This is a genomic window from Burkholderia sp. MSHR3999, assembly GCF_000833595.1.
Taxonomy (GTDB): Bacteria; Pseudomonadota; Gammaproteobacteria; order Burkholderiales; family Burkholderiaceae; genus Burkholderia; species Burkholderia ubonensis.
Genome location: NZ_JRFO01000001.1, coordinates 790,800 through 808,602, shown reverse-complemented (window position 1 = coordinate 808,602; position 17,803 = coordinate 790,800). Strand labels below are relative to the sequence as shown.

Below are 17,803 nucleotides of genomic sequence, written 5' to 3'. Positions count from 1 at the left end.
GCGGCCGCGGCGCGATACAATGCCGCCCATGACACGCAAAACCCGTATTCAGCCGATCGAGCACGCCGACGACGACGCCGGCCACGGCTACGATCGCCCCAGCAAATCCCAGTTGAAGCGCGAAATGCACGCGCTGCAGGAACTCGGCCAGGCGCTCGTCGACCTGCCGAAGGACGCGCTCAAGCGCATGCCGATGCCCGAAGATCTCGCGGATGCGGTGCGCGAAGCGCGCCGCATCACCGATCACGAAGGCAAGCGCCGCCAGCTCCAGTACGTCGGCCGCGTGATGCGCTCGCTGACCGACGACGAGACGGCCGCGCTGCGCACCGCGCTCGACGCGCAGCGCGGCGTGAACAAGGCCGCGACGGCCCGCCTGCACTGGATCGAACGCACCCGCGAGCAGCTGCTGGCCGACGACGCCGCGCTGACCGAATTCGTGCGCCAGCATCCGGACGCCGACGTGCAGGAAGGCCGTACGCTGATCCGCAATGCCCGCAGGGAGGCGCAGCAGAACAAGCCGCCGCGCTACTTCCGCGAGCTGTTCCAGTGGATCAAGACCGCGAGCGGCGCACCTGACGCGGACGACGAGGAAGACGAGTCCTCCGGAGAGGATCATGGCGACGAAGCGTAACCATCCCGACGAGCTGGTGGTCGGCCTCGTGTCGATCAGCGACCGCGCGAGCACCGGCGTCTACGAGGACAAGGGCATTCCGGCGCTGCAGGACTGGCTCGCCGCCGCGCTGAGCTCGCCGTGGCGCGCGGAGACCCGGCTGATCCAGGACGACGCCGCAACGATCTCGGCGACGCTCGTCGAGCTGGTCGACACGGCCGGCTGCGACCTGGTGCTGACGACGGGCGGCACCGGCCCGGCGCGCCGCGACGTGACGCCCGAGGCGACGCTCGCGGTGGCGACGAAGGAAATGCCGGGATTCGGCGAACAGATGCGGCAGATCAGCCTGAATTTCGTGCCGACCGCGATCCTGTCGCGGCAGGTGGCGGTAATCCGCGAGACGGCCGACCACGCGGCGCTGATCATCAACCTGCCGGGCCAGCCGAAATCGATCAAGGAAACCCTCGAAGGGCTGCGCGACGCGGATGGCCGGGCCACCGTGCCCGGCATCTTCGCCGCGGTGCCCTACTGCGTCGACCTGATCGGCGGCCCGTACATCGAGACGAACGCCGCGGTGGTCGCGGCGTTCCGGCCGAAGAGCGCGCAGCGCGCGCCGCGCTGACGCGGCGCAGAATGCCGGCCCGCTCAGGCGGCCGGCGCGGATTCGCCGGCCGGCGCCGGCGTGGCCGGGATCAGGAAATGCTCGCGGTAGTACTTCAGCTCGTCGATCGACTCGTGGATGTCGGCCAGCGCCGTATGCATCGCGCGCTTCTGGAAGCCCTTGTAGATCGCCGGCTGCCAGCGGCGGCACAGCTCCTTGAGCGTGCTGACGTCGAGGTTGCGGTAATGGAAGAAGCGCTCGAGGTCCGGCATCCAGCGCGCCATGAAGCGGCGGTCCTGGCAGATCGAGTTGCCGCACATCGGCGACTTGCCGGGCGATACGTACTGCGCGAGGAACGCCTGGAGCTGCGCGGCGGCGTCCGCCTCGGTCACGGTCGACGCACGTACGCGGTCGATCAGGCCCGAGCGGCCGTGCGTGTTCTTGTTCCAGTCGTCCATCTTCGCGAGCGTCGCGTCGCTCTGGTGGATCGCGAACACCGGGCCTTCGACCGCGATCTCGAGCGTCGAATTGGTCACGACGACCGCGATCTCGATGATGCGGTCGTTATCCGGGTCGAGGCCCGTCATTTCCATGTCGAGCCAGACGAGGTTCAACTCGTTGCGCACGAGTTCGGGCTGGCTGGCGGAAGCGGGGGTATCGGTCATGAGTCATCCTGGAAAATGGCGGACGGCGCGCGGCGCCGCCCCGGCGGCCGGTTTCGCGTCAGCGGGCCCGGTCCGCAAGAACATATAATTCTCGCATAGAACCCTTTGGCGCCTTCGATGTCACCTTTTTCGTTCACCCTGCTGTTCGCGCTCGCCGTTCTCGCGATGGTCGTCACCAAGCTGTGGCTCGCGTCGCGGCAGGTCCGCTTCGTCGCCGCGCACCGCAACCGCGTCCCTGCCCGCTTCAGCGCGACCATCCCGCTGTCCGCGCACCAGCGCGCGGCCGACTACACGGTCGAGCGCACCCGGCTGACGATGCTCGAGATCGTCGTCAGCGCGGCCGTGCTGGTCGGCCTCACGCTGCTCGGCGGCGTCGGCGCGCTCGATGCGCTGCTGTCCGGCTGGCTCGGCCGCGGCTACGGGCAGCAGGTCGCGCTCGTCGCGGCGGTGTTCGCGATCACGAGCGTGGTCGACGTGCCGTTCGAGTATTACCGCCAGTTCGGCATCGAGCAGCGCTTCGGCTTCAACCGGATGGCCAAGCGCCTGTTCTTCACCGACATGCTGAAGAACGTGCTGCTCGGCGCCGCGCTCGGCCTGCCGCTGCTGTTCGTCGTGCTGTGGCTGATGAACCAGGCCGGCAGCCTGTGGTGGCTGTGGACGTGGATCGTCTGGGTGGCGTTCCAGATGCTCGTGCTGCTGATCTACCCGAGCTTCATCGCCCCGCTCTTCAACAAGTTCGAACCGCTGAAGGACGACGCGCTGCGCGAGCGCATCGAGTCGCTGATGAAGCGCTGCGGCTTCGCGGCAAAGGGCCTGTTCGTGATGGACGGCAGCCGCCGGTCCGCGCACGGCAACGCATACTTCACCGGCTTCGGCGCGTCCAAGCGGATCGTGTTCTTCGACACGCTGCTCGCGCGGCTGTCCGGCGAGGAGATCGAGGCCGTGCTCGCGCACGAGCTCGGCCATTTCAAGCGCCGCCACGTGATGAAGCGCATGCTCGTGTCGTTCGTGCTGAGCCTCGCGCTGCTCGCGCTGCTCGGCTGGCTCGCGCAGCGCGTGTGGTTCTATACGGGGCTCGGCGTCACGCCGTCGCTCGACTCCAGCAACGCCGGCGCGGCGCTCGTGCTGTTCTTCCTCGCGATCCCCGTGTTCCTGTTCTTCGCGACGCCTATCGGCAGCCTCACGTCGCGCAAGCACGAATTCGAGGCGGACGCGTTCGCCGCCAGCCAGACCGACGCGCAGGATCTCGTCAGCGCGCTCGTGAAGCTGTACGAGGACAACGCGTCGACGCTGACGCCCGACCCGGTCTACACGGCCTTCTACTATTCGCACCCGCCCGCGTCGCAGCGGATCGATCGGCTGCTGCAGCGCGCATGAGCCGGCCGACCTCCCCCCGCAAGCCGGCCCCGCGCGCCCCGGGCGCGGCACGCGCCGAAGGCCGCGTGATCGCGGCGCACGGCCGCCACTACATCGTCGCGCCCGACGAAGGCGGCCCGATGCTGCAGTGCTTCCCGCGCGGCAAGAAAAGCGACGTCGCGGTCGGCGACCGCATCGCCTACGAGCGCACGTCCGCCGACCAGGGCGTGATCGTCGAGATCGGCGAGCGCCGCAATCTGCTGTACCGCTCCGACCAGTTCAAGTCGAAGCTGTTCGCGGCCAACCTCGACCAGCTGCTGATCGTGCTCGCGACCGAGCCCTATTTCAGCGAGGACCTGCTCGGGCGTGCGCTGATCGCCGCCGAGGCGAACGACCTGAAGCCGCTCGTCGTGCTGAACAAGATCGACGTCGAAGCGGCGCTGCCGGTCGCCCGCGAGCGGCTCGCGCCGTATCGCGCGCTCGGCTACGACGTGCTGGAGCTGTCGGTCAAGGGTGCGCCCGACGATGCGCGCGCGCAACTGATGCCGCATCTGGCGGGCCATTCGACGATCCTGCTCGGCCAGTCGGGGATGGGCAAGTCGACGCTCGTGAACCTGCTCGTGCCGGACGCCGAAGCCGCGACGCGCGAGATCTCGGCGGCACTGAACAGCGGCCGGCACACGACGACGTTCACGCGGCTCTACCCGCTGCCCGGCAGCGACGGCGCGCTGATCGATTCGCCGGGCTTCCAGGAATTCGGCCTCTATCATCTGACGGAAGGGCGCCTCGAGCGCGCGTTCCCGGAATTCCGCCCGCTGCTCGCGGACTGCCGTTTCTATAATTGTCATCATCTGCACGAGCCGGGCTGCGCGATTCTGGAAGCCGTCGCCGACGGCCGCATCGCGCCGTCGCGGCACGCGTTGTACGCGCAACTGGTGCACGAGGCGAGCCAGGTCGTGCGTTGACGTTCGGACGGCGCGCGCTGCGCGGCCGGGCCGCCCTGCCCTGCGCGATGCCCGGCCATCACCGACGGGAGCGATGATGCGTTTCAAGGCGCCGGATCTTGCGACCGCGCAGCATTGGGCCAACGTCCTCGAGGCGGCCGGCGTCGGCTGCGAGCTGCACAACCGCTATGCGCCGGGCGCGCTCGGCGGCCTGCCGGCCGATGCGTGCACGCCCGAAGTCTGGCTCGACGACGAACGCGACGAAGCGCTTGCGCGGCGCCTGCTCGACGCCGCATCGCGCGGGCCGGCCGCCGGCGCGACGCCCTGGCGTTGCCCGCAGTGCGGCGAGTCGCTCGAGGCGCAATTCACCGCCTGCTGGCGTTGCGGCGCCGTGCGCGACCCGCGCGACGGCTGACGCACAGCAAAAAGGCCGGCGTCGAGCCGGCCTTGTGCGTTCCGTTCCGGGCCCTGCGTCAGGACACCCAGACCGCGATCGTCAGCATCAGCAGCAGGATCATCCACAGAATCACCGCGCGCCACACGAGGCCGACCGCCGACTGCAGCGTGCGCGGCGTGCAATCGTCGCCCACCGTCAACGGGCCGCTGTCACCGACCGCCAGCGCGTCGAGGCTCGACGGCTCGGCGAGCGGCCCGGCCAGCCGCGCGCCGAGCGCCCCGCTGCCCGCCGCCAACAGCACGCCGTCGTTCGGGTCGGGCCACTGGCGCGTGTGGTTGCGCCACGCGTAGATCGCATCCTCGAAGTTGCCGACGATCGCGAAGCCCAGCGCAGTCAGCCGCGAAGGCACCCAGTCGATCACGAAGAATGCGCGCTGTGCGAACGTCGAGAAGGCGGCGGTGCGGTCGTCGGCCGGCGTCGACCAGCTGCGCGCCAGGTATTCGGAAATGCGATACAGCACCGCGCCTGCCGGGCCGACCGGCAGCACGTACCAGAAGAACACGCCGAACACGTGGCGATGCGACGCGACGACCGCGTGGATCAGCGTATGGCGGACGATCTCGCCGACCGGCATGTCGACCGTGTCGATGCCCGTCCACTCGTGCAGGATTTCGCGCGCGCGCGGCACGTCGTCGTTGTTGAGCGCGAGATGGATATCGGTGAAGTAATGGCTGAACTGGCGGAAGCCAAGCGTGAAATACACGACGGCGACGTTCCACAGGAACGCGAGCACGAAGCTCACCTTGTACAGCAGGAAATAGATCAGCGCGACGACCAGCACCCACGGCAGCACGACCGCGAGCCAGGCAAGGATGCCGTGCTTCTGCTTGCCTGCGTCGAGGCCATGCGCGACGGTTTCCGCATGAAACTGAAACAGGGCGAACACCGGATTGCTCGGCGACAACGCGCGGACCTGTTCGATGATGAGGGCGAGAAGAACCGAAAAGAAAGTCATGCGTAGCGCCGTCTTCGGGTTATGTCATTTTTTGCATAACGATAGCACAGCGTAAGCCGGGCATGGCTGCCGACGCCTGCGGCCGGCCGCGCGCGCGGAACGGCGCGCGTGTTCATTTCGCGACCAAGAAGCGGTACAGATTGCGCAACATGCCGGCAGTTGCGCCCCAGATGAAGTAATCCCCGCTCCCGTCGCCGCGCGGATAAGGCATCGCAAAAAAACGACGCTCTCCGCCGTCCCAACGGAATGTGCGGATCTGGTGGTTCGCCGGATTCATCAGGAACGCCAGCGGCACCTCGAAGATCTCGGCGACTTCGAACGTATCCGCCTGCACCGTGAAGGGTGGATGCACGAGGCCGACGACCGGCGTCACGCAAAACCCGGTGCCCGTCAGGTAGTCGGGCAACGCGCCGAGGATCTCGACCTGCTCGCCGGCGAGCCCGATCTCCTCCTTCGCCTCGCGCAACGCCGTCGCGGTTGCGTCGGGGTCGAACGGCTCGCGCCGGCCGCCGGGAAAGCTGACCTGTCCGGCATGATCGTTCAGGTGATCGGCACGCTGCGTGAGCAGCACGGTCAGGCCGGCGTCACGGACGACGAGCGGCACGAGCACGGCCGCGCTGCGCGGATCGACGCCATCCAGGATGCGGAATTCCGAGGGTTCGGTGGTCCATTCGAGCTGACGGGCAAAGCGGTCGCGCATGCCGGATGGCGTCATCCGTTCGCGATCGATGGGCGGCAGGCCGGCACTGGTGCCTTCGACCGGCAGCACTTCTGGATCAATGATGAGGCGGCGAGTCAACGGGGGCTCTCTTGATTCGAGTCGATATGAGCGTATTGTCGCGCCAGAATGAAAAAAGCACCCGGGTGGGTGCTTTTTCCTTACAGCTCTTACGCCTGGGCAGCTGCGGTGCGATCCTTCGACACCAGCTTTTCCTTGATTCGAGCCGACTTGCCCGAACGCTCGCGCAGGTAGTACAGCTTCGCGCGACGCACGTCGCCGCGACGCTTCACGACGATGCTCGCCAGCAGCGGCGAGTAGGTCTGGAACGTACGCTCAACGCCTTCGCCCGACGAGATCTTGCGGACGATGAACGCCGAGTTGAGGCCACGGTTGCGCTTCGCGATCACGACGCCTTCGTAAGCCTGAACGCGCTTGCGGTTACCTTCAACCACGTTCACGTTCACGATCACCGTGTCGCCCGGGGCGAATTCGGGGATCGTCTTGCCTGCGAGCGCGCGCTCGATTTCTTCCTGCTCAAGCTTTGCAATCAGATTCATCACTGACTCCTAAAACCATCTTGTCGGCGTTTGCGCCCGCCCGTTTCCAGGCCCGGCCCCGATAGAGGATGGATTCACATCAGGCACCGCGCACGCATGCACGGCACCGCCAATTCCCGCCCGCCAGCGCCGCCTCAGGAGGCGTTCTTCGCTTCGCGTGCGAGATTCGCGAGCCACGCCTCGTCGGCACGGCTCAGCAACTTGTCGCGACGCGCCCGGTCGATCAGGTCCGGACGCTTCAGCCACGTATTCCTCAATGCTTCCTGGCGCCGCCAGCGCTCGATCTCGGCATGATGGCCGCCGAGCAGCACGTCCGGCACCCGCACGCCCTCGTATTCCTCGGGCCGCGTGTAATGCGGACAATCGAGCAGGCCGCCGACGAAGCTGTCCTGCACGGCCGACTGCGCATCGTTCAGCACGCCGGGCAGCAGGCGCACGACCGCGTCCATCATCGCCATCGCCGGCAGCTCGCCGCCTGACAGCACGAAATCGCCGAGGCTGATTTCCTCGTCGACGCAGCGGTCGAGCAGGCGCTGGTCGATCGCTTCGTAGCGGCCGCACAGCACGATGACGCCCGGCTCCTGCGCCATCCGCACGACGCGTTCGTGCGTGAGCGGCGCGCCCTGCGGCGACATCATCACCACGCGCGAACTTGCGACGCCCTGCTCCGCCTGCGCCGCCTTCGCGGCGCCGATCGCAGCCTCGAGCGGCTTCGCCAGCATCACCATGCCCGGACCGCCACCGTACGGCCGATCGTCGACCGTGCGGTAGTTGTTCGTCGTGAAATCACGCGGGTTCCAGGTACGCAACCCGAAGCTGCCCTGCTTAACGGCCCGGCTGGTGATGCCCCAGTCGGTCAGCGCACGGAACATTTCGGGAAAGAGCGTGACGACATCGAACTGCACCGCGCTCTCCGTGACCTGGTTCATTTAATAATCGGCTTCCCAGTCGACGACGATGCGACGCGCCGCCTGATCGACCGTTTTGACATACACACCGACGAACGGGATCAACCGCTCGGCAGGCGCCGGCTGGCCGTCTTTCCCGGTCGCCGGATATTCGATGCGCATGATCGAATGCGCGCCGTTGTCGATCATCCCGATCACTTTCCCGAGCGCCACCGATTGCTCGTTGACGACGTCGAGACCGATCAGGTCGACCCAGTAGAACTCGTCTGCGTCCAGCGCCGGAAAATCTTCCCGGCGCACGAACACGCGATAGCCGCGCAAAGCCAGCGCGGCATCGCGATCGCCCAGACCGGCGAGATGCGCGACGACCGTGTCGCCGTGCGTCTTCGCCTGCGTGATGCGGACGGCATGCCGCTCCGCACCTTTTTCCAGCCACCAGCGGCGCGCGTTGAGCAGCGCGTCGCCACCGCGACCGGCGTCGGCGTGGGTCATCACCTTGACCCAGCCCTTCAGGCCGTAGGCATCGACCACCGCTCCGACCTCGACGGCGTCGTCGGGCCAGGCTTGCACCGCTTCGCGGCCGCCCTGCTCGGCAGCCGCGCCGGCGTTCGCGGCAGTACCGCGCTCGACCGGCTTGCGGACGAATGCGCCGAACGACGCTCGCCCGCGCCTTGCATTACCGGAATCGTGACCCGCCATCAATGCACCTCGCAGCCGGCACGACCGGCACACCGCGCCATGTTAGGCAGCCGGCTGCGCCTTCTGCGCCTGCTTCACGAGACGCTCGACGGTCGGCGACAGTTGCGCGCCAACGCCTTGCCAGTACGTCAGGCGATCCTGAGCGATACGCAGCGATTCGCCCTTCGTAGCGACCGGGTTGTAGAAGCCGACGCGCTCGATGAAGCGGCCGTCACGACGGTTACGCGAATCGGTAGCGACGATGTTGTAGAACGGGCGCTTCTTCGAGCCGCCGCGAGCCAGACGGATGATAACCATATGAAATCCTTCGGGAAAACCGGGTTCGAAACTACTGAAACGTGCAATTATAGCTGGAAACCAGAGGCACAACAAACACTTACGCGCAAAAAATCCGCGAACGCCCGACCGCCGGGCATACAATCGGCCTGTCCAGGACCGTCCGCCGCCGCCATGCCGCCGCTTCGCGCCGTGGCGCGCCGCGCGCAGCGCCGCGTCGCGGCGCTCGTTGCCGGCGTCGCCTGTCTCGCCTCCGCAACGACGTTCGCCGCCGGCCTGCCGGTGAGCGAACTCGTCGTGCCGCCCGGTTTCCACGTGTCGCTGCTCACCGATGCGGTGCCGACCGCACGGGAAATGGCGTGGTCGCCGCGCGGCATCCTGTATGTCGGCACCCGCGAAGGCCGCGTGCACGCACTCGTGATGCGGGAGGGCCAGATCAGCGCGCATTACGTGATCGCGTCCGGGCTCGACATGCCGGTCGGCGTCGCCTACCGGGACGGCGCATTGTACGTGTCGGCCGTATCGCGCATTGTGCGCCTCGACCGCATCGACGACCAGCTTGCCGCGCCGCCGAAGCCTGTGGTCGTCACCGATGCGCTGCCTGCCGAGCACCATCACGGCTGGAAATTCATCGCGTTCGGGCCGGACGGCCGGCTGTACGTGCCGACCGGCGCACCATGCAACGTATGCCTCGCCGATCGCAACCGGTTCGCGATCATCGCGCGCATGAATCCGGACGGCAGTCACCGGGAGGTGGTCGCGCGCGGTGTGCGCAATACGGTCGGATTCGCATGGCATCCAGACACGGGCGAGCTGTGGTTCACCGACAACGGCCGCGACTGGATGGGCGACGACGTGCCGGACGACAAGCTCAACCGCGCGCCGCACGCGGGCCTCGACTTCGGCTTCCCCTATTGCCACGGCGGCGACACGCCCGACCCCGAATACGGCAACCAGGACGCGTGCCGCCACTACACGGGCCCCGTGCTGAAGCTCGGCGCGCATGTCGCCTCGCTCGGCATGCGCTTCTATACCGGTTCGATGTTTCCGGCCGCGTATCGTAACAACATCTTCATCGCCGAACACGGCTCGTGGAACCGCAGCACCAAGGTCGGTTATCGCGTGATGCGCGTCGTGGCGTCCGCCGACGGCAGCCACGCGCGGCAAACACCGTTCGTGACCGGCTGGCTGCGGCCCGACGGCACCGTGTGGGGCCGCCCGGCCGACGTGCTGGCGTTGCCCGACGGCTCGCTGCTCGTCAGCGACGACTACGCGGGCGCGATCTACCGCATCACCTATGCGGCACCTTGACGCAAAGCAGGGGTGACCGCCTCCACCACCGCATCGTAGAATGCGTGCCGGGCTGAACGCCCGCGCCGCGTCTGCGGCGGCCCATTCCAACGCCCCATCCCAACGACATTACGCCCGCCCATCCATGTCCAGCAGCAGCACCGCCCCGATCCACCGCTTCCGCTCCAAGACGCTTACCGCCGCCCTCGCGTTCCTGTTCGGCTCGATCGGCGCGCACCGCTTCTATCTGTACGGCTTTCGGGACGTGTATGGCTGGGCCCATCTGCTCGCGACGATCGTCGGCATTCCCGGCTTCCTGCTGCTCGCTGCGACCCAGCGCACCGCCGGCCTTGGCTGGTGGCTGGCGCTGCCCGGCGCGATTTCACTGCTCGCGGCCTTCCTTGCGGCCATCGTCTACGGCCTGCGTCCGGACGAAAAGTGGGACGCGCAATTCAATGCGGACACCGGCAGGCACAGCCGCTCGGGCTGGACGGTGATCTTCGTCGTGATCTTCTCGTTGCTGATCGGCGCGTTCCTGCTGATGACCGCGCTCGCCCTTTCGTTCCAGACGTATTTCGAGTCGCAGGTTGAAGCGGCCAAGCAGATCTCGCAATAAACAAACAGGAGCGGCGCGTCGGGTGCCGGCATCGCGCTCCATCCGGTGGCGCGCCGGGAACTAGAAAAGACTCAACTGCATGTCGTCGCGCAACGTCGATCCGGCCACACGCGCGTTTGATCGAGAGGTGGCCGCCCCTCCCCCCTCCGGCCCGCGGGTGTGCAGCTCCGGTTGGCCGGCCCCTCTAAACTGCGACAGATCGAGAATGCCGTTCGCGCGCTCGTTCAGCCCAAGCCGCTTGACCGCCTGACGAAAGCGCTGCTTCAGCAGATCCGCCCAGATCCCTTCGCCCTTCATCCGCTTGCCGAAATCCGAGTCGTAGTCCTTGCCGCCGCGCATGTCGCGCACGCGGTTCATCACGCGCTCCGCTCGATCCGGAAAATGTGCGGTCAGCCAGTTCCTGAACAGCGGCGCAACTTCCCAAGGCAACCGCAGGATGATGTAGCTCGCGTGCGTCGCGCCCGCTTCCGCACACGCCTCGAGCACCCGCTCCAGGTCCGGCTCGGTAACGAACGGAATCAACGGCGCGATGCTCACGCCGACCGGCACCCCCGCGTCGCGCAACGCGCGGATCGTACGCAACCGGCGAGCCGGCGTCGCAGCGCGCGGCTCGAGCGTGCGCGCAAGTTCCGCGTCGAGCGTCGTGATCGTGACCGCCGCCATCACCTGCCCGCGCGCCGCCATCGGCGCCAGCAGGTCGAGATCGCGCTCGATCAGCGACGACTTCGTGATCGCGGCGAACGGCAGCCCGTGATCGTGCATGACCTGAATCACGCTGCGCGTGATGCGCAGATCCCGCTCGACCGGCTGGTATGCATCGGTATTGACGCCGAGCGCGATCGGCTCCGGCATGTAGCGCTTTCTGGAAATCTCGCGCTCGAGCAGTTCGGCCGCGTTGACCTTCGCATAGATGCGACTCTCGAAATCGAGCCCCGGCGACAGGCCGAGATAGCTGTGAGTCGGCCGCGCGAAGCAATAGATGCAGCCATGCTCGCAGCCGCGATACGGATTGAGCGACACGCTGAACGGAATGTCGGGCGACTGGTTGCGCGTGAGGATGCTGCGCGCCCGCTCCTCGAATACCTGCGTGCGCAGCGGCGCCGGCAAATCGGCGTCGTCCGCCTCGTGCGTCCAGCCGTCGTCGACCGCCTCGCGAAGCGCCGTCTCGTACCGCCCCTGCAGGTTGTCGACCGCCCCGCGCCCCTTGCGGGGCATGGGCGGCGCAACCGGAAATTCATTGTCGGATCGATCGTCCATCGCCTCACCCAGTCACCGGCATTCAATGCTGTATATTTATACAGTATTGAATGCCGCGTGCCAAGGGCGAAACCCCGGGGACGAGACAAGCGATCTATTCGTCGACAGAAATCGTCAGCGTCTCCTTGATTTCCTCCATCACGACATAGCTCTTCGACTGCACCGCGCCCGGCAGCTGCAGCAGGATGTCGCCGAGCAACTTGCGGTAGTCGGCCATCTCGCCGATTCGCGCCTTGATCAGGTAATCGAAATCACCGGACACGAGATGGCACTCGAGCACCTCGTCGATCTTCATCACCTCGCGGCGGAACTGCTCGAACATGTTGCCGCCCTTGTGACCGAGCGTGATCTCGACGAACACGAGCAGCGCCGCGCCGAGCTGGGCCGGATCGACTCGCGCGTGATAGCCGGTGATCACCCCGTCGCGCTCCATGCGCCGCACGCGTTCGATGCACGGCGTGACGGTCAGCCCGACCTGCTCGGCGAGATCCTTCATCGCCATCCGGCCGTCGTTCTGGAGCAGTTTGAGGATGCGCCGGTCGAGCTTGTCGAGCGTGCGTACCGGTTGGCGTTGCGTTCTCATTCGTTTATGCTGAAAAGCCGAAAAATACGATAACAAAAACTGCACATTCGACAATACCATAGCGCAAAAAACTAGATCAGCTAGAGGTTACACGGAGCCGCGGGTGCATCCGGCCTCGATCTGGTCCTTCCATCTGGAGCAGCTATGCGAGTCGTCGTTCTGGGCAGCGGTGTAGTGGGCGTGGCAAGCGCGTATTACCTCGCGCGCGCCGGTCATGAAGTCACGGTGATCGACCGGGAGGCCGGCCCGGCGCTCGACACGAGCTTCGCGAACGCGGGCCAGATCTCGCCCGGCTACGCGGCGCCGTGGGCCGCGCCCGGCGTGCCGCTGAAGGCGGTTAAGTGGATGTTCGAGAAGCACGCGCCGCTCGCGATCCGCCTCGACGGCACCCGCTTCCAGCTGCAATGGATGTGGCAGATGCTGCGCAACTGCACGGCCGAGCGCTACTCGGTGAACAAGGGCCGCATGGTCCGCCTCGCCGAATACAGCCGCGATTGCATCCAGACGCTGCGCGCCGACACGGGCATCGAGTACGAAGGCCGCACGGGCGGCACGCTGCAACTGTTCCGCACGCAGCAGCAACTCGACGGCGCGGCGAAGGACATCGCGGTGCTGCAGGACGCCAACGTGCCGTTCGAGCTGCTGTCGCCGGCCGAGCTGAAGAACGCCGAGCCGGCGCTTGCCGCGGTGTCGCACAAGCTGACGGGCGGCCTGCGCCTGCCGGGCGACGAAACCGGCGACTGCCAGCTGTTCACGACGCGCCTCGCCGCGCTCGCCGAAGGGCTCGGCGTCAAGTTCCGCTACAACACGCCGATCGACGCGCTCGCGGTCGCCGGCGGTAAGATCGCCGGCGTGCAGTGCGGCGGCGAGATGGTGCGCGCCGACGCTTATGTCGTCGCGCTCGGCTCGCACTCGACCCGCTTCATCGCGAACCTGATGAAGATTCCGGTGTATCCGCTCAAGGGCTACTCGATCACCGCGCCGATCGTCGACGAAGCGGCCGCGCCGGTGTCGACCGTGCTCGACGAAACCTACAAGATCGCGATCACGCGTTTCGACCAGCGCATCCGCGTCGGCGGGATGGCGGAAATCGTCGGCTTCGACAAGCGCCTGCGCGACGCGCGCCGCGAAACGCTCGAAATGTGCGTGAACGACCTGTTCCCGGGCGGCGGCGATACGTCGAAGGCGACGTTCTGGACCGGCCTGCGCCCGATGACGCCGGACGGCACGCCGATCGTCGGTCGCACGCCGGTGTCGAACCTGTTCCTGAACACCGGTCACGGCACGCTCGGCTGGACGATGTCGTGCGGCTCCGGCCAGCTGCTCGCCGACCTGATTTCCGGCAAGAAGCCGGCGATCCAGGCGGACGACCTGTCGGTGCACCGTTACCTGAAGGACACGGCGGGCCAGCCGCGCCCCGCTTACGCGTAAGCTGCACCGGCCCGCTGCAGCGCGCGGGCCGGTCTCACATCAAGCAACAAGGCGCCCTCGGGCGCCTTGTTGCATTGCATCCCCCTTCGGCGTCAGAACTGGTCTTCCGTCAACGCGAGCACGCCCTCGCCGCCCTTCGCGCCGACGATCGACGCTTCGAACCCGCCCGCCTGCACGAGGATGTGTTCCGCGTAGAACTGTGCGATCGCGATCTTCGCATCGAAGAACGCCGGATCGTTCGCGCGGTTCGCCTGCGCCACCACCAGCGCGCGCGCCATCTGCCACCCGCACAGCACCACGCCCGCCAGCTTCAGGTACGGCACGCTGCCCGCGAACACCGCGTTCGGGTCCCGCTTCGTGTTCGCCACCACGTAATCGACCACCGCCGACAGCGAGCGCGCGCCCTTCTCCAGCTGCGCCTTCATCGATGCCGCCGCCGCGCCGTCGAGCTTGGCCAGCGCATCGACCGTCCGACCGATCTCGCCGAGCAGCGCCTTCGCCACCGCGCCGCCGTCGCGCACCGTCTTGCGGCCCACCAGGTCGTTCGCCTGGATCGCCGTCGTCCCTTCGTAGATCGCCAGGATTCGCGCGTCGCGGTAGTACTGCGCCGCGCCCGTCTCCTCGATGAAGCCCATCCCGCCGTGCACCTGCACGCCCAGGCTCGCGACGTCGTTCACCATCTCCGTGCTCCAGCCCTTCACGACCGGCACGAGATACTCGTAGATCGCCTGATGGCGCGCCCGCGTCGCCTCGTCCGGATGACGATGCGCCATGTCGCTGTGCGCGGCCGCCACATAGGCCAGCGCCCGTGCGCCTTCCGTCAGCGCGCGCATCGTGCCGAGCATCCGGCGCACGTCCGGGTGGTGGATGATCGACACCGACTGCTTCGCCGAACCGTCCACCGGCCGGCTCTGCACGCGCTCCTTCGCGAACGCCGCCGCCTTCTGGTACGCGCGATCGGCCACGCCGATGCCCTGCATCCCGACGCCGAAGCGCGCCGCGTTCATCATGATGAACATGTATTCGAGGCCGCGATTCTCCTCGCCGACCAGGTAGCCGATCGCGCCGCCGTGGTCGCCGTATTGCAGCACCGCGGTGGGGCTCGCCTTGATGCCGAGCTTGTGCTCGATCGACACGCAGTGCACGTCGTTGCGCGCGCCGAGGCTGCCGTCGTCGTTGACCAGGAACTTCGGCACGATGAACAGCGAAATCCCCTTCACGCCTTCCGGCGCGTTCGGCGTGCGCGCCAGCACGAGGTGGACGATGTTCTCGGCCATGTCGTGCTCGCCCCACGTGATGAAGATCTTGGTGCCGAACACCTTGTACGACCCGTCGCCCTGCGGCTCGGCGCGCGAGCGCACCAGCGCGAGGTCGGAGCCGGCCTGCGGCTCGGTCAGGTTCATCGTGCCGGTCCATTCGCCCGAGATCAGCTTCGGCACGTAGCGCTGCTTCTGCTCGTCGGTGCCTGCTGTCAGGAGCGCCTCGATCGCGCCGTCGGTCAGGAGCGGACACAGCGCGAACGACAGGTTCGCCGCGTTCAGCATCTCGATGCACGGCGTCGCGATCAGCTTCGGCAGCCCCTGGCCGTCATACTCGGCCGGATGCTGCAGCCCCTGCCAGCCGCCTTCGACGAACTGGCGGAACGCGTCCTTGAAGCCCGGCGTCGCGCTCACGACGCCGTCCTTCCAGCTGCTCGGATCGCGGTCGCCGTCGACGTTCAGCGGCGCCAGCACTTCGCCGCAGAACTTCGCGGATTCGTCGAGCACCGCCTGCGCGGTGTCGAAGCCCGCGTCCTCGAAACCCGGCAGCTGCGCGACGGCGTCGATGCCGGCCAGTTCCTTCAGCACGAACAGCATGTCCTTGACGGGGGCGATGTAGCTCATGGTGCTCCTCCTTATTCTTCTGCTGATGGCGTAAAAAAGGGGCGCTCGTCGCGCCCCTCGTCTCGTGTGCTTACCGCTGAAGCGTCACGCCGCGTCAGCCGAGCTCGTTCACGAGCTCCGGCACGAGCGTGAACAGATCGCCGACGAGGCCGTAATCCGCGACGCTGAAGATCGGCGCTTCCGGATCCTTGTTGATCGCGACGATCACCTTCGAATCTTTCATGCCGGCCAGATGCTGGATCGCGCCCGAAATGCCGACCGCGATGTACAGCTGCGGCGCGACGATCTTGCCGGTCTGGCCGACCTGGTAGTCGTTCGGCACGTAGCCGGCGTCCACCGCCGCGCGCGATGCGCCGAGCGCCGCTTGCAGCTTGTCGGCCAGCGGCTCCAGCACCTTCGTGTAGTTCTCGCCGCTGCCCAGGCCACGGCCGCCCGACACGATGATGCTTGCCGACGTCAGCTCCGGACGGTCCAGCTTCGTCACTTCACGGCTGACGAATTGCGACTTGCCGACGTCGGCCGCCGCGTCGATCTTCTCGACCGCTGCGCTGCCGCCTTCGGCTGCAACCGGATCGAAGCCCGTCGCGCGCACCGTGATCACCTTGACCGGGTCGCTCGATTGCACCGTCGCGATTGCGTTGCCCGCGTAGATCGGGCGCTCGAACGTGTCAGCCGAATCGACCGCCGTGATGTCCGAGATCTGCGCGACGTCGAGCTTCGCTGCGATACGCGGCGCGATGTTCTTGCCGTAGGCGGTCGCCGGCGCGAGGATGTGCGAGTAGTCCTTCGCGATGTTCAGCGCAGTCGCCTCGACGTTTTCCGCGAGGCCTTCGGCCAGCTGCGGCGCGTCGGCCAGCAGCACCTTCGAGACACCCGCGATCTTCGCTGCCGCATCCGCCGCGGCTTGTGCATTGTGGCCCGCGACCAGCACGTGAATGTCGCCGCCGATCTTCTGCGCCGCCGCCACCGTGTTCAGCGTCGCGGCCTTGATCGACGCGTTGTCGTGTTCTGCAATCACCAGAATCGTCATTTCCTTGCGCTCCCTCTTACAGCACCTTGGCTTCGGTCTTCAGCTTCTCGACCAGCGTCTTCACGTCCGGCACCTTCACGCCGGCCGCGCGCTTCGGCGGCTCGACCACCTTCAGCGTCTTCAGGCGCGGCGCGACGTCGACACCGAGGTCGTCCGGCTTCACCGTTTCCAGCGGCTTCTTCTTCGCCTTCATGATGTTCGGCAGCGTCACGTAGCGCGGCTCGTTCAGGCGCAGATCGGTCGTGACCACGGCCGGCAGCGTCAGCGACAGCGTTTCCGCGCCGCCGTCGACTTCGCGCGCGACCGTCGCACGGCCGTCGGCGATCGTCACCTTCGACGCGAACGTCGCCTGCGGCAGGCCCGCGAGCGCAGCGAGCATCTGGCCGGTCTGGTTCGAATCGTCGTCGATCGCCTGCTTGCCGAGGATCACGAGTTGCGGCTGCTCCTTGTCGACCAGCGCCTTCAGGATCTTCGCGACGGCGAGCGGCTCGACGCCGTCGTTCGACTCCACGAGGATCGCGCGATCCGCACCGATCGCCAGCGCCGTGCGCAGCGTTTCCTGCGCCTGCGCAACGCCGACCGACACCGCGACGATTTCCGTCGCCACGCCCGCTTCCTTCAGGCGCACCGCCTCTTCAACGGCGATTTCGTCGAACGGGTTCATCGACATCTTCACGTTCGCAATGTCGACGCCCGTGTTGTCCGACTTCACGCGGACCTTCACGTTGTAATCGACCACTCTTTTCACTGGCACCAGGATTTTCATGCACACGCTCCAAAGTTACGAATACGACCAGAGGCCCATTTTATAGCGAGGCCTCGTGACTGCGCGGCCAAGCGGACCCATCCATCGTGGATGTCGAGGATACCGCTTCTTGGCGACGCGCCAATGATATCGAACGGTCGTTCTATTTTAAAAGAGAAAAAACCCGGACGCAAAGCCCGGGTTTTCGATCACGGCCTC

The 17,803-nt window shown here is 66.9% G+C and carries 20 protein-coding genes; 8 read left to right on the top strand and 12 right to left on the bottom strand.

Going from position 1 to position 17,803, the window contains the following annotated elements; genetic code table 11:
- The first annotated feature begins 28 nt into the window (after window positions 1-28).
- Complete coding sequence (gene yjgA / locus KY49_RS03930) at window positions 29-631, top strand: ribosome biogenesis factor YjgA (RefSeq protein WP_331456535.1); 603 nt, start codon at window positions 29-31, stop codon at window positions 629-631.
- A complete protein-coding gene (gene mog, locus KY49_RS03925; protein ID WP_042583439.1) occupies window positions 615-1,232 on the top strand; it encodes a molybdopterin adenylyltransferase in 618 nt (205 codons plus the stop codon). Before yjgA ends, mog begins: the two co-directional genes overlap by 17 nt.
- A gap of 23 nt (window positions 1,233-1,255) precedes the next feature.
- Here the strand turns inward: mog and orn are convergent, their stop codons facing one another.
- On the bottom strand, window positions 1,256-1,876 hold the full coding sequence (gene orn, locus KY49_RS03920) for an oligoribonuclease (RefSeq protein WP_010091778.1): 621 nt from the start codon (window positions 1,874-1,876) through the stop codon (window positions 1,256-1,258).
- A 117-nt stretch (window positions 1,877-1,993) separates the two neighbouring features.
- On the opposite strand from orn, the gene KY49_RS03915 reads away from it, so the two are divergent.
- From KY49_RS03915 to KY49_RS03905, 3 genes are all read left to right on the top strand, one after another.
- Window positions 1,994-3,253 carry a M48 family metallopeptidase gene (locus KY49_RS03915; RefSeq protein ID WP_042583438.1) on the top strand — a complete coding sequence of 420 codons (1,260 nt, stop codon included), beginning with the start codon at window positions 1,994-1,996 and terminating at the stop codon, window positions 3,251-3,253.
- Window positions 3,250-4,197, top strand: a complete 948-nt coding sequence (gene rsgA / locus KY49_RS03910; RefSeq protein WP_010091776.1) for a ribosome small subunit-dependent GTPase A — start codon at window positions 3,250-3,252, stop codon at window positions 4,195-4,197. Before KY49_RS03915 ends, rsgA begins: the two co-directional genes overlap by 4 nt.
- Window positions 4,198-4,273: 76 nt before the next feature.
- Window positions 4,274-4,591 carry a putative signal transducing protein gene (locus tag KY49_RS03905; RefSeq protein ID WP_042584547.1) on the top strand — a complete coding sequence of 106 codons (318 nt, stop codon included), beginning with the start codon at window positions 4,274-4,276 and terminating at the stop codon, window positions 4,589-4,591.
- Between the two features lie 58 nt (window positions 4,592-4,649).
- Here the strand turns inward: KY49_RS03905 and KY49_RS03900 are convergent, their stop codons facing one another.
- From KY49_RS03900 to rpsP, 6 genes are all read right to left on the bottom strand, one after another.
- Window positions 4,650-5,588: a CobD/CbiB family protein gene (locus KY49_RS03900; RefSeq protein WP_010091774.1), complete on the bottom strand. Its 939-nt coding sequence runs from the start codon at window positions 5,586-5,588 to the stop codon at window positions 4,650-4,652.
- 112 nt (window positions 5,589-5,700) lie between these two features.
- On the bottom strand, window positions 5,701-6,387 hold the full coding sequence (locus KY49_RS03895) for a CoA pyrophosphatase (protein ID WP_042583437.1): 687 nt from the start codon (window positions 6,385-6,387) through the stop codon (window positions 5,701-5,703).
- A gap of 89 nt (window positions 6,388-6,476) precedes the next feature.
- Entirely contained in the window at window positions 6,477-6,866 is a 390-nt protein-coding gene (gene rplS / locus KY49_RS03890; RefSeq protein WP_042583436.1) for a 50S ribosomal protein L19, read from the bottom strand.
- Window positions 6,867-7,000: 134 nt separating this feature from the next.
- Entirely contained in the window at window positions 7,001-7,795 is a 795-nt protein-coding gene (trmD, locus tag KY49_RS03885; protein ID WP_042583435.1) for a tRNA (guanosine(37)-N1)-methyltransferase TrmD, read from the bottom strand.
- A complete protein-coding gene (rimM, locus tag KY49_RS03880) occupies window positions 7,796-8,473 on the bottom strand; it encodes a ribosome maturation factor RimM (protein ID WP_042583434.1) in 678 nt (225 codons plus the stop codon).
- Window positions 8,474-8,515: 42 nt separating this feature from the next.
- Window positions 8,516-8,770, bottom strand: a complete 255-nt coding sequence (gene rpsP / locus KY49_RS03875; RefSeq protein ID WP_010091769.1) for a 30S ribosomal protein S16 — start codon at window positions 8,768-8,770, stop codon at window positions 8,516-8,518.
- Between the two features lie 153 nt (window positions 8,771-8,923).
- Between rpsP and KY49_RS03870 the strand changes: the two genes are divergently transcribed.
- Together KY49_RS03870 and KY49_RS03865 are read left to right on the top strand one after the other, a co-directional pair.
- Window positions 8,924-10,060 (top strand): PQQ-dependent sugar dehydrogenase, encoded by a 1,137-nt coding sequence (locus KY49_RS03870; protein WP_042583433.1) that lies wholly within the window; start codon window positions 8,924-8,926, stop codon window positions 10,058-10,060.
- A 124-nt stretch (window positions 10,061-10,184) separates the two neighbouring features.
- A complete protein-coding gene (locus KY49_RS03865; RefSeq protein ID WP_042583432.1) occupies window positions 10,185-10,655 on the top strand; it encodes an NINE protein in 471 nt (156 codons plus the stop codon).
- A 60-nt stretch (window positions 10,656-10,715) separates the two neighbouring features.
- Here KY49_RS03865 and KY49_RS03860 read toward each other — a convergent pair whose 3' ends face one another.
- Window positions 10,716-11,912 carry a PA0069 family radical SAM protein gene (locus tag KY49_RS03860; protein WP_197083549.1) on the bottom strand — a complete coding sequence of 399 codons (1,197 nt, stop codon included), beginning with the start codon at window positions 11,910-11,912 and terminating at the stop codon, window positions 10,716-10,718.
- A gap of 94 nt (window positions 11,913-12,006) precedes the next feature.
- On the bottom strand, window positions 12,007-12,495 hold the full coding sequence (locus tag KY49_RS03855) for an Lrp/AsnC ligand binding domain-containing protein (RefSeq protein WP_017333107.1): 489 nt from the start codon (window positions 12,493-12,495) through the stop codon (window positions 12,007-12,009).
- 144 nt (window positions 12,496-12,639) lie between these two features.
- Here KY49_RS03855 and KY49_RS03850 point away from each other — a divergent pair, with 144 nt between their 5' ends.
- A complete protein-coding gene (locus KY49_RS03850; RefSeq protein WP_042583430.1) occupies window positions 12,640-13,926 on the top strand; it encodes a D-amino acid dehydrogenase in 1,287 nt (428 codons plus the stop codon).
- 92 nt (window positions 13,927-14,018) lie between these two features.
- Here KY49_RS03850 and KY49_RS03845 read toward each other — a convergent pair whose 3' ends face one another.
- The 3 genes from KY49_RS03845 to KY49_RS03835 all read right to left on the bottom strand — a co-directional run bounded on the left by KY49_RS03845 (window position 14,019) and on the right by KY49_RS03835 (window position 17,605).
- Window positions 14,019-15,809, bottom strand: coding sequence for an acyl-CoA dehydrogenase (locus tag KY49_RS03845; RefSeq protein ID WP_042583429.1), 1,791 nt, complete (start codon window positions 15,807-15,809; stop codon window positions 14,019-14,021).
- A gap of 94 nt (window positions 15,810-15,903) precedes the next feature.
- Window positions 15,904-16,839, bottom strand: coding sequence for an electron transfer flavoprotein subunit alpha/FixB family protein (locus tag KY49_RS03840; protein ID WP_042583428.1), 936 nt, complete (start codon window positions 16,837-16,839; stop codon window positions 15,904-15,906).
- Between the two features lie 16 nt (window positions 16,840-16,855).
- Window positions 16,856-17,605 (bottom strand): electron transfer flavoprotein subunit beta/FixA family protein, encoded by a 750-nt coding sequence (locus KY49_RS03835; RefSeq protein WP_042583427.1) that lies wholly within the window; start codon window positions 17,603-17,605, stop codon window positions 16,856-16,858.
- Between the last annotated feature and the right edge of the window lie 198 nt (window positions 17,606-17,803).

Excerpts from the sequence above, each read along its gene's own strand:
- yjgA (WP_331456535.1), top strand. The coding sequence starts at position 29 with ATGACACGCAAAACCCGTATTCAGCCGATCGAGCACGCCGACGACGAC.
- mog (WP_042583439.1), top strand. The coding sequence starts at position 615 with ATGGCGACGAAGCGTAACCATCCCGACGAGCTGGTGGTCGGCCTCGTG.
- orn (WP_010091778.1), bottom strand. The coding sequence starts at position 1,876 with ATGACCGATACCCCCGCTTCCGCCAGCCAGCCCGAACTCGTGCGCAAC.
- KY49_RS03915 (WP_042583438.1), top strand. The coding sequence starts at position 1,994 with ATGTCACCTTTTTCGTTCACCCTGCTGTTCGCGCTCGCCGTTCTCGCG.
- rsgA (WP_010091776.1), top strand. The coding sequence starts at position 3,250 with ATGAGCCGGCCGACCTCCCCCCGCAAGCCGGCCCCGCGCGCCCCGGGC.
- KY49_RS03905 (WP_042584547.1), top strand. The coding sequence starts at position 4,274 with ATGCGTTTCAAGGCGCCGGATCTTGCGACCGCGCAGCATTGGGCCAAC.
- KY49_RS03900 (WP_010091774.1), bottom strand. The coding sequence starts at position 5,588 with ATGACTTTCTTTTCGGTTCTTCTCGCCCTCATCATCGAACAGGTCCGC.
- rplS (WP_042583436.1), bottom strand. The coding sequence starts at position 6,866 with ATGAATCTGATTGCAAAGCTTGAGCAGGAAGAAATCGAGCGCGCGCTC.
- trmD (WP_042583435.1), bottom strand. The coding sequence starts at position 7,795 with ATGAACCAGGTCACGGAGAGCGCGGTGCAGTTCGATGTCGTCACGCTC.
- rimM (WP_042583434.1), bottom strand. The coding sequence starts at position 8,473 with ATGGCGGGTCACGATTCCGGTAATGCAAGGCGCGGGCGAGCGTCGTTC.
- rpsP (WP_010091769.1), bottom strand. The coding sequence starts at position 8,770 with ATGGTTATCATCCGTCTGGCTCGCGGCGGCTCGAAGAAGCGCCCGTTC.
- KY49_RS03870 (WP_042583433.1), top strand. The coding sequence starts at position 8,924 with ATGCCGCCGCTTCGCGCCGTGGCGCGCCGCGCGCAGCGCCGCGTCGCG.
- KY49_RS03865 (WP_042583432.1), top strand. The coding sequence starts at position 10,185 with ATGTCCAGCAGCAGCACCGCCCCGATCCACCGCTTCCGCTCCAAGACG.
- KY49_RS03860 (WP_197083549.1), bottom strand. The coding sequence starts at position 11,912 with ATGGACGATCGATCCGACAATGAATTTCCGGTTGCGCCGCCCATGCCC.
- KY49_RS03855 (WP_017333107.1), bottom strand. The coding sequence starts at position 12,495 with ATGAGAACGCAACGCCAACCGGTACGCACGCTCGACAAGCTCGACCGG.
- KY49_RS03850 (WP_042583430.1), top strand. The coding sequence starts at position 12,640 with ATGCGAGTCGTCGTTCTGGGCAGCGGTGTAGTGGGCGTGGCAAGCGCG.
- KY49_RS03845 (WP_042583429.1), bottom strand. The coding sequence starts at position 15,809 with ATGAGCTACATCGCCCCCGTCAAGGACATGCTGTTCGTGCTGAAGGAA.
- KY49_RS03840 (WP_042583428.1), bottom strand. The coding sequence starts at position 16,839 with ATGACGATTCTGGTGATTGCAGAACACGACAACGCGTCGATCAAGGCC.
- KY49_RS03835 (WP_042583427.1), bottom strand. The coding sequence starts at position 17,605 with ATGAAAATCCTGGTGCCAGTGAAAAGAGTGGTCGATTACAACGTGAAG.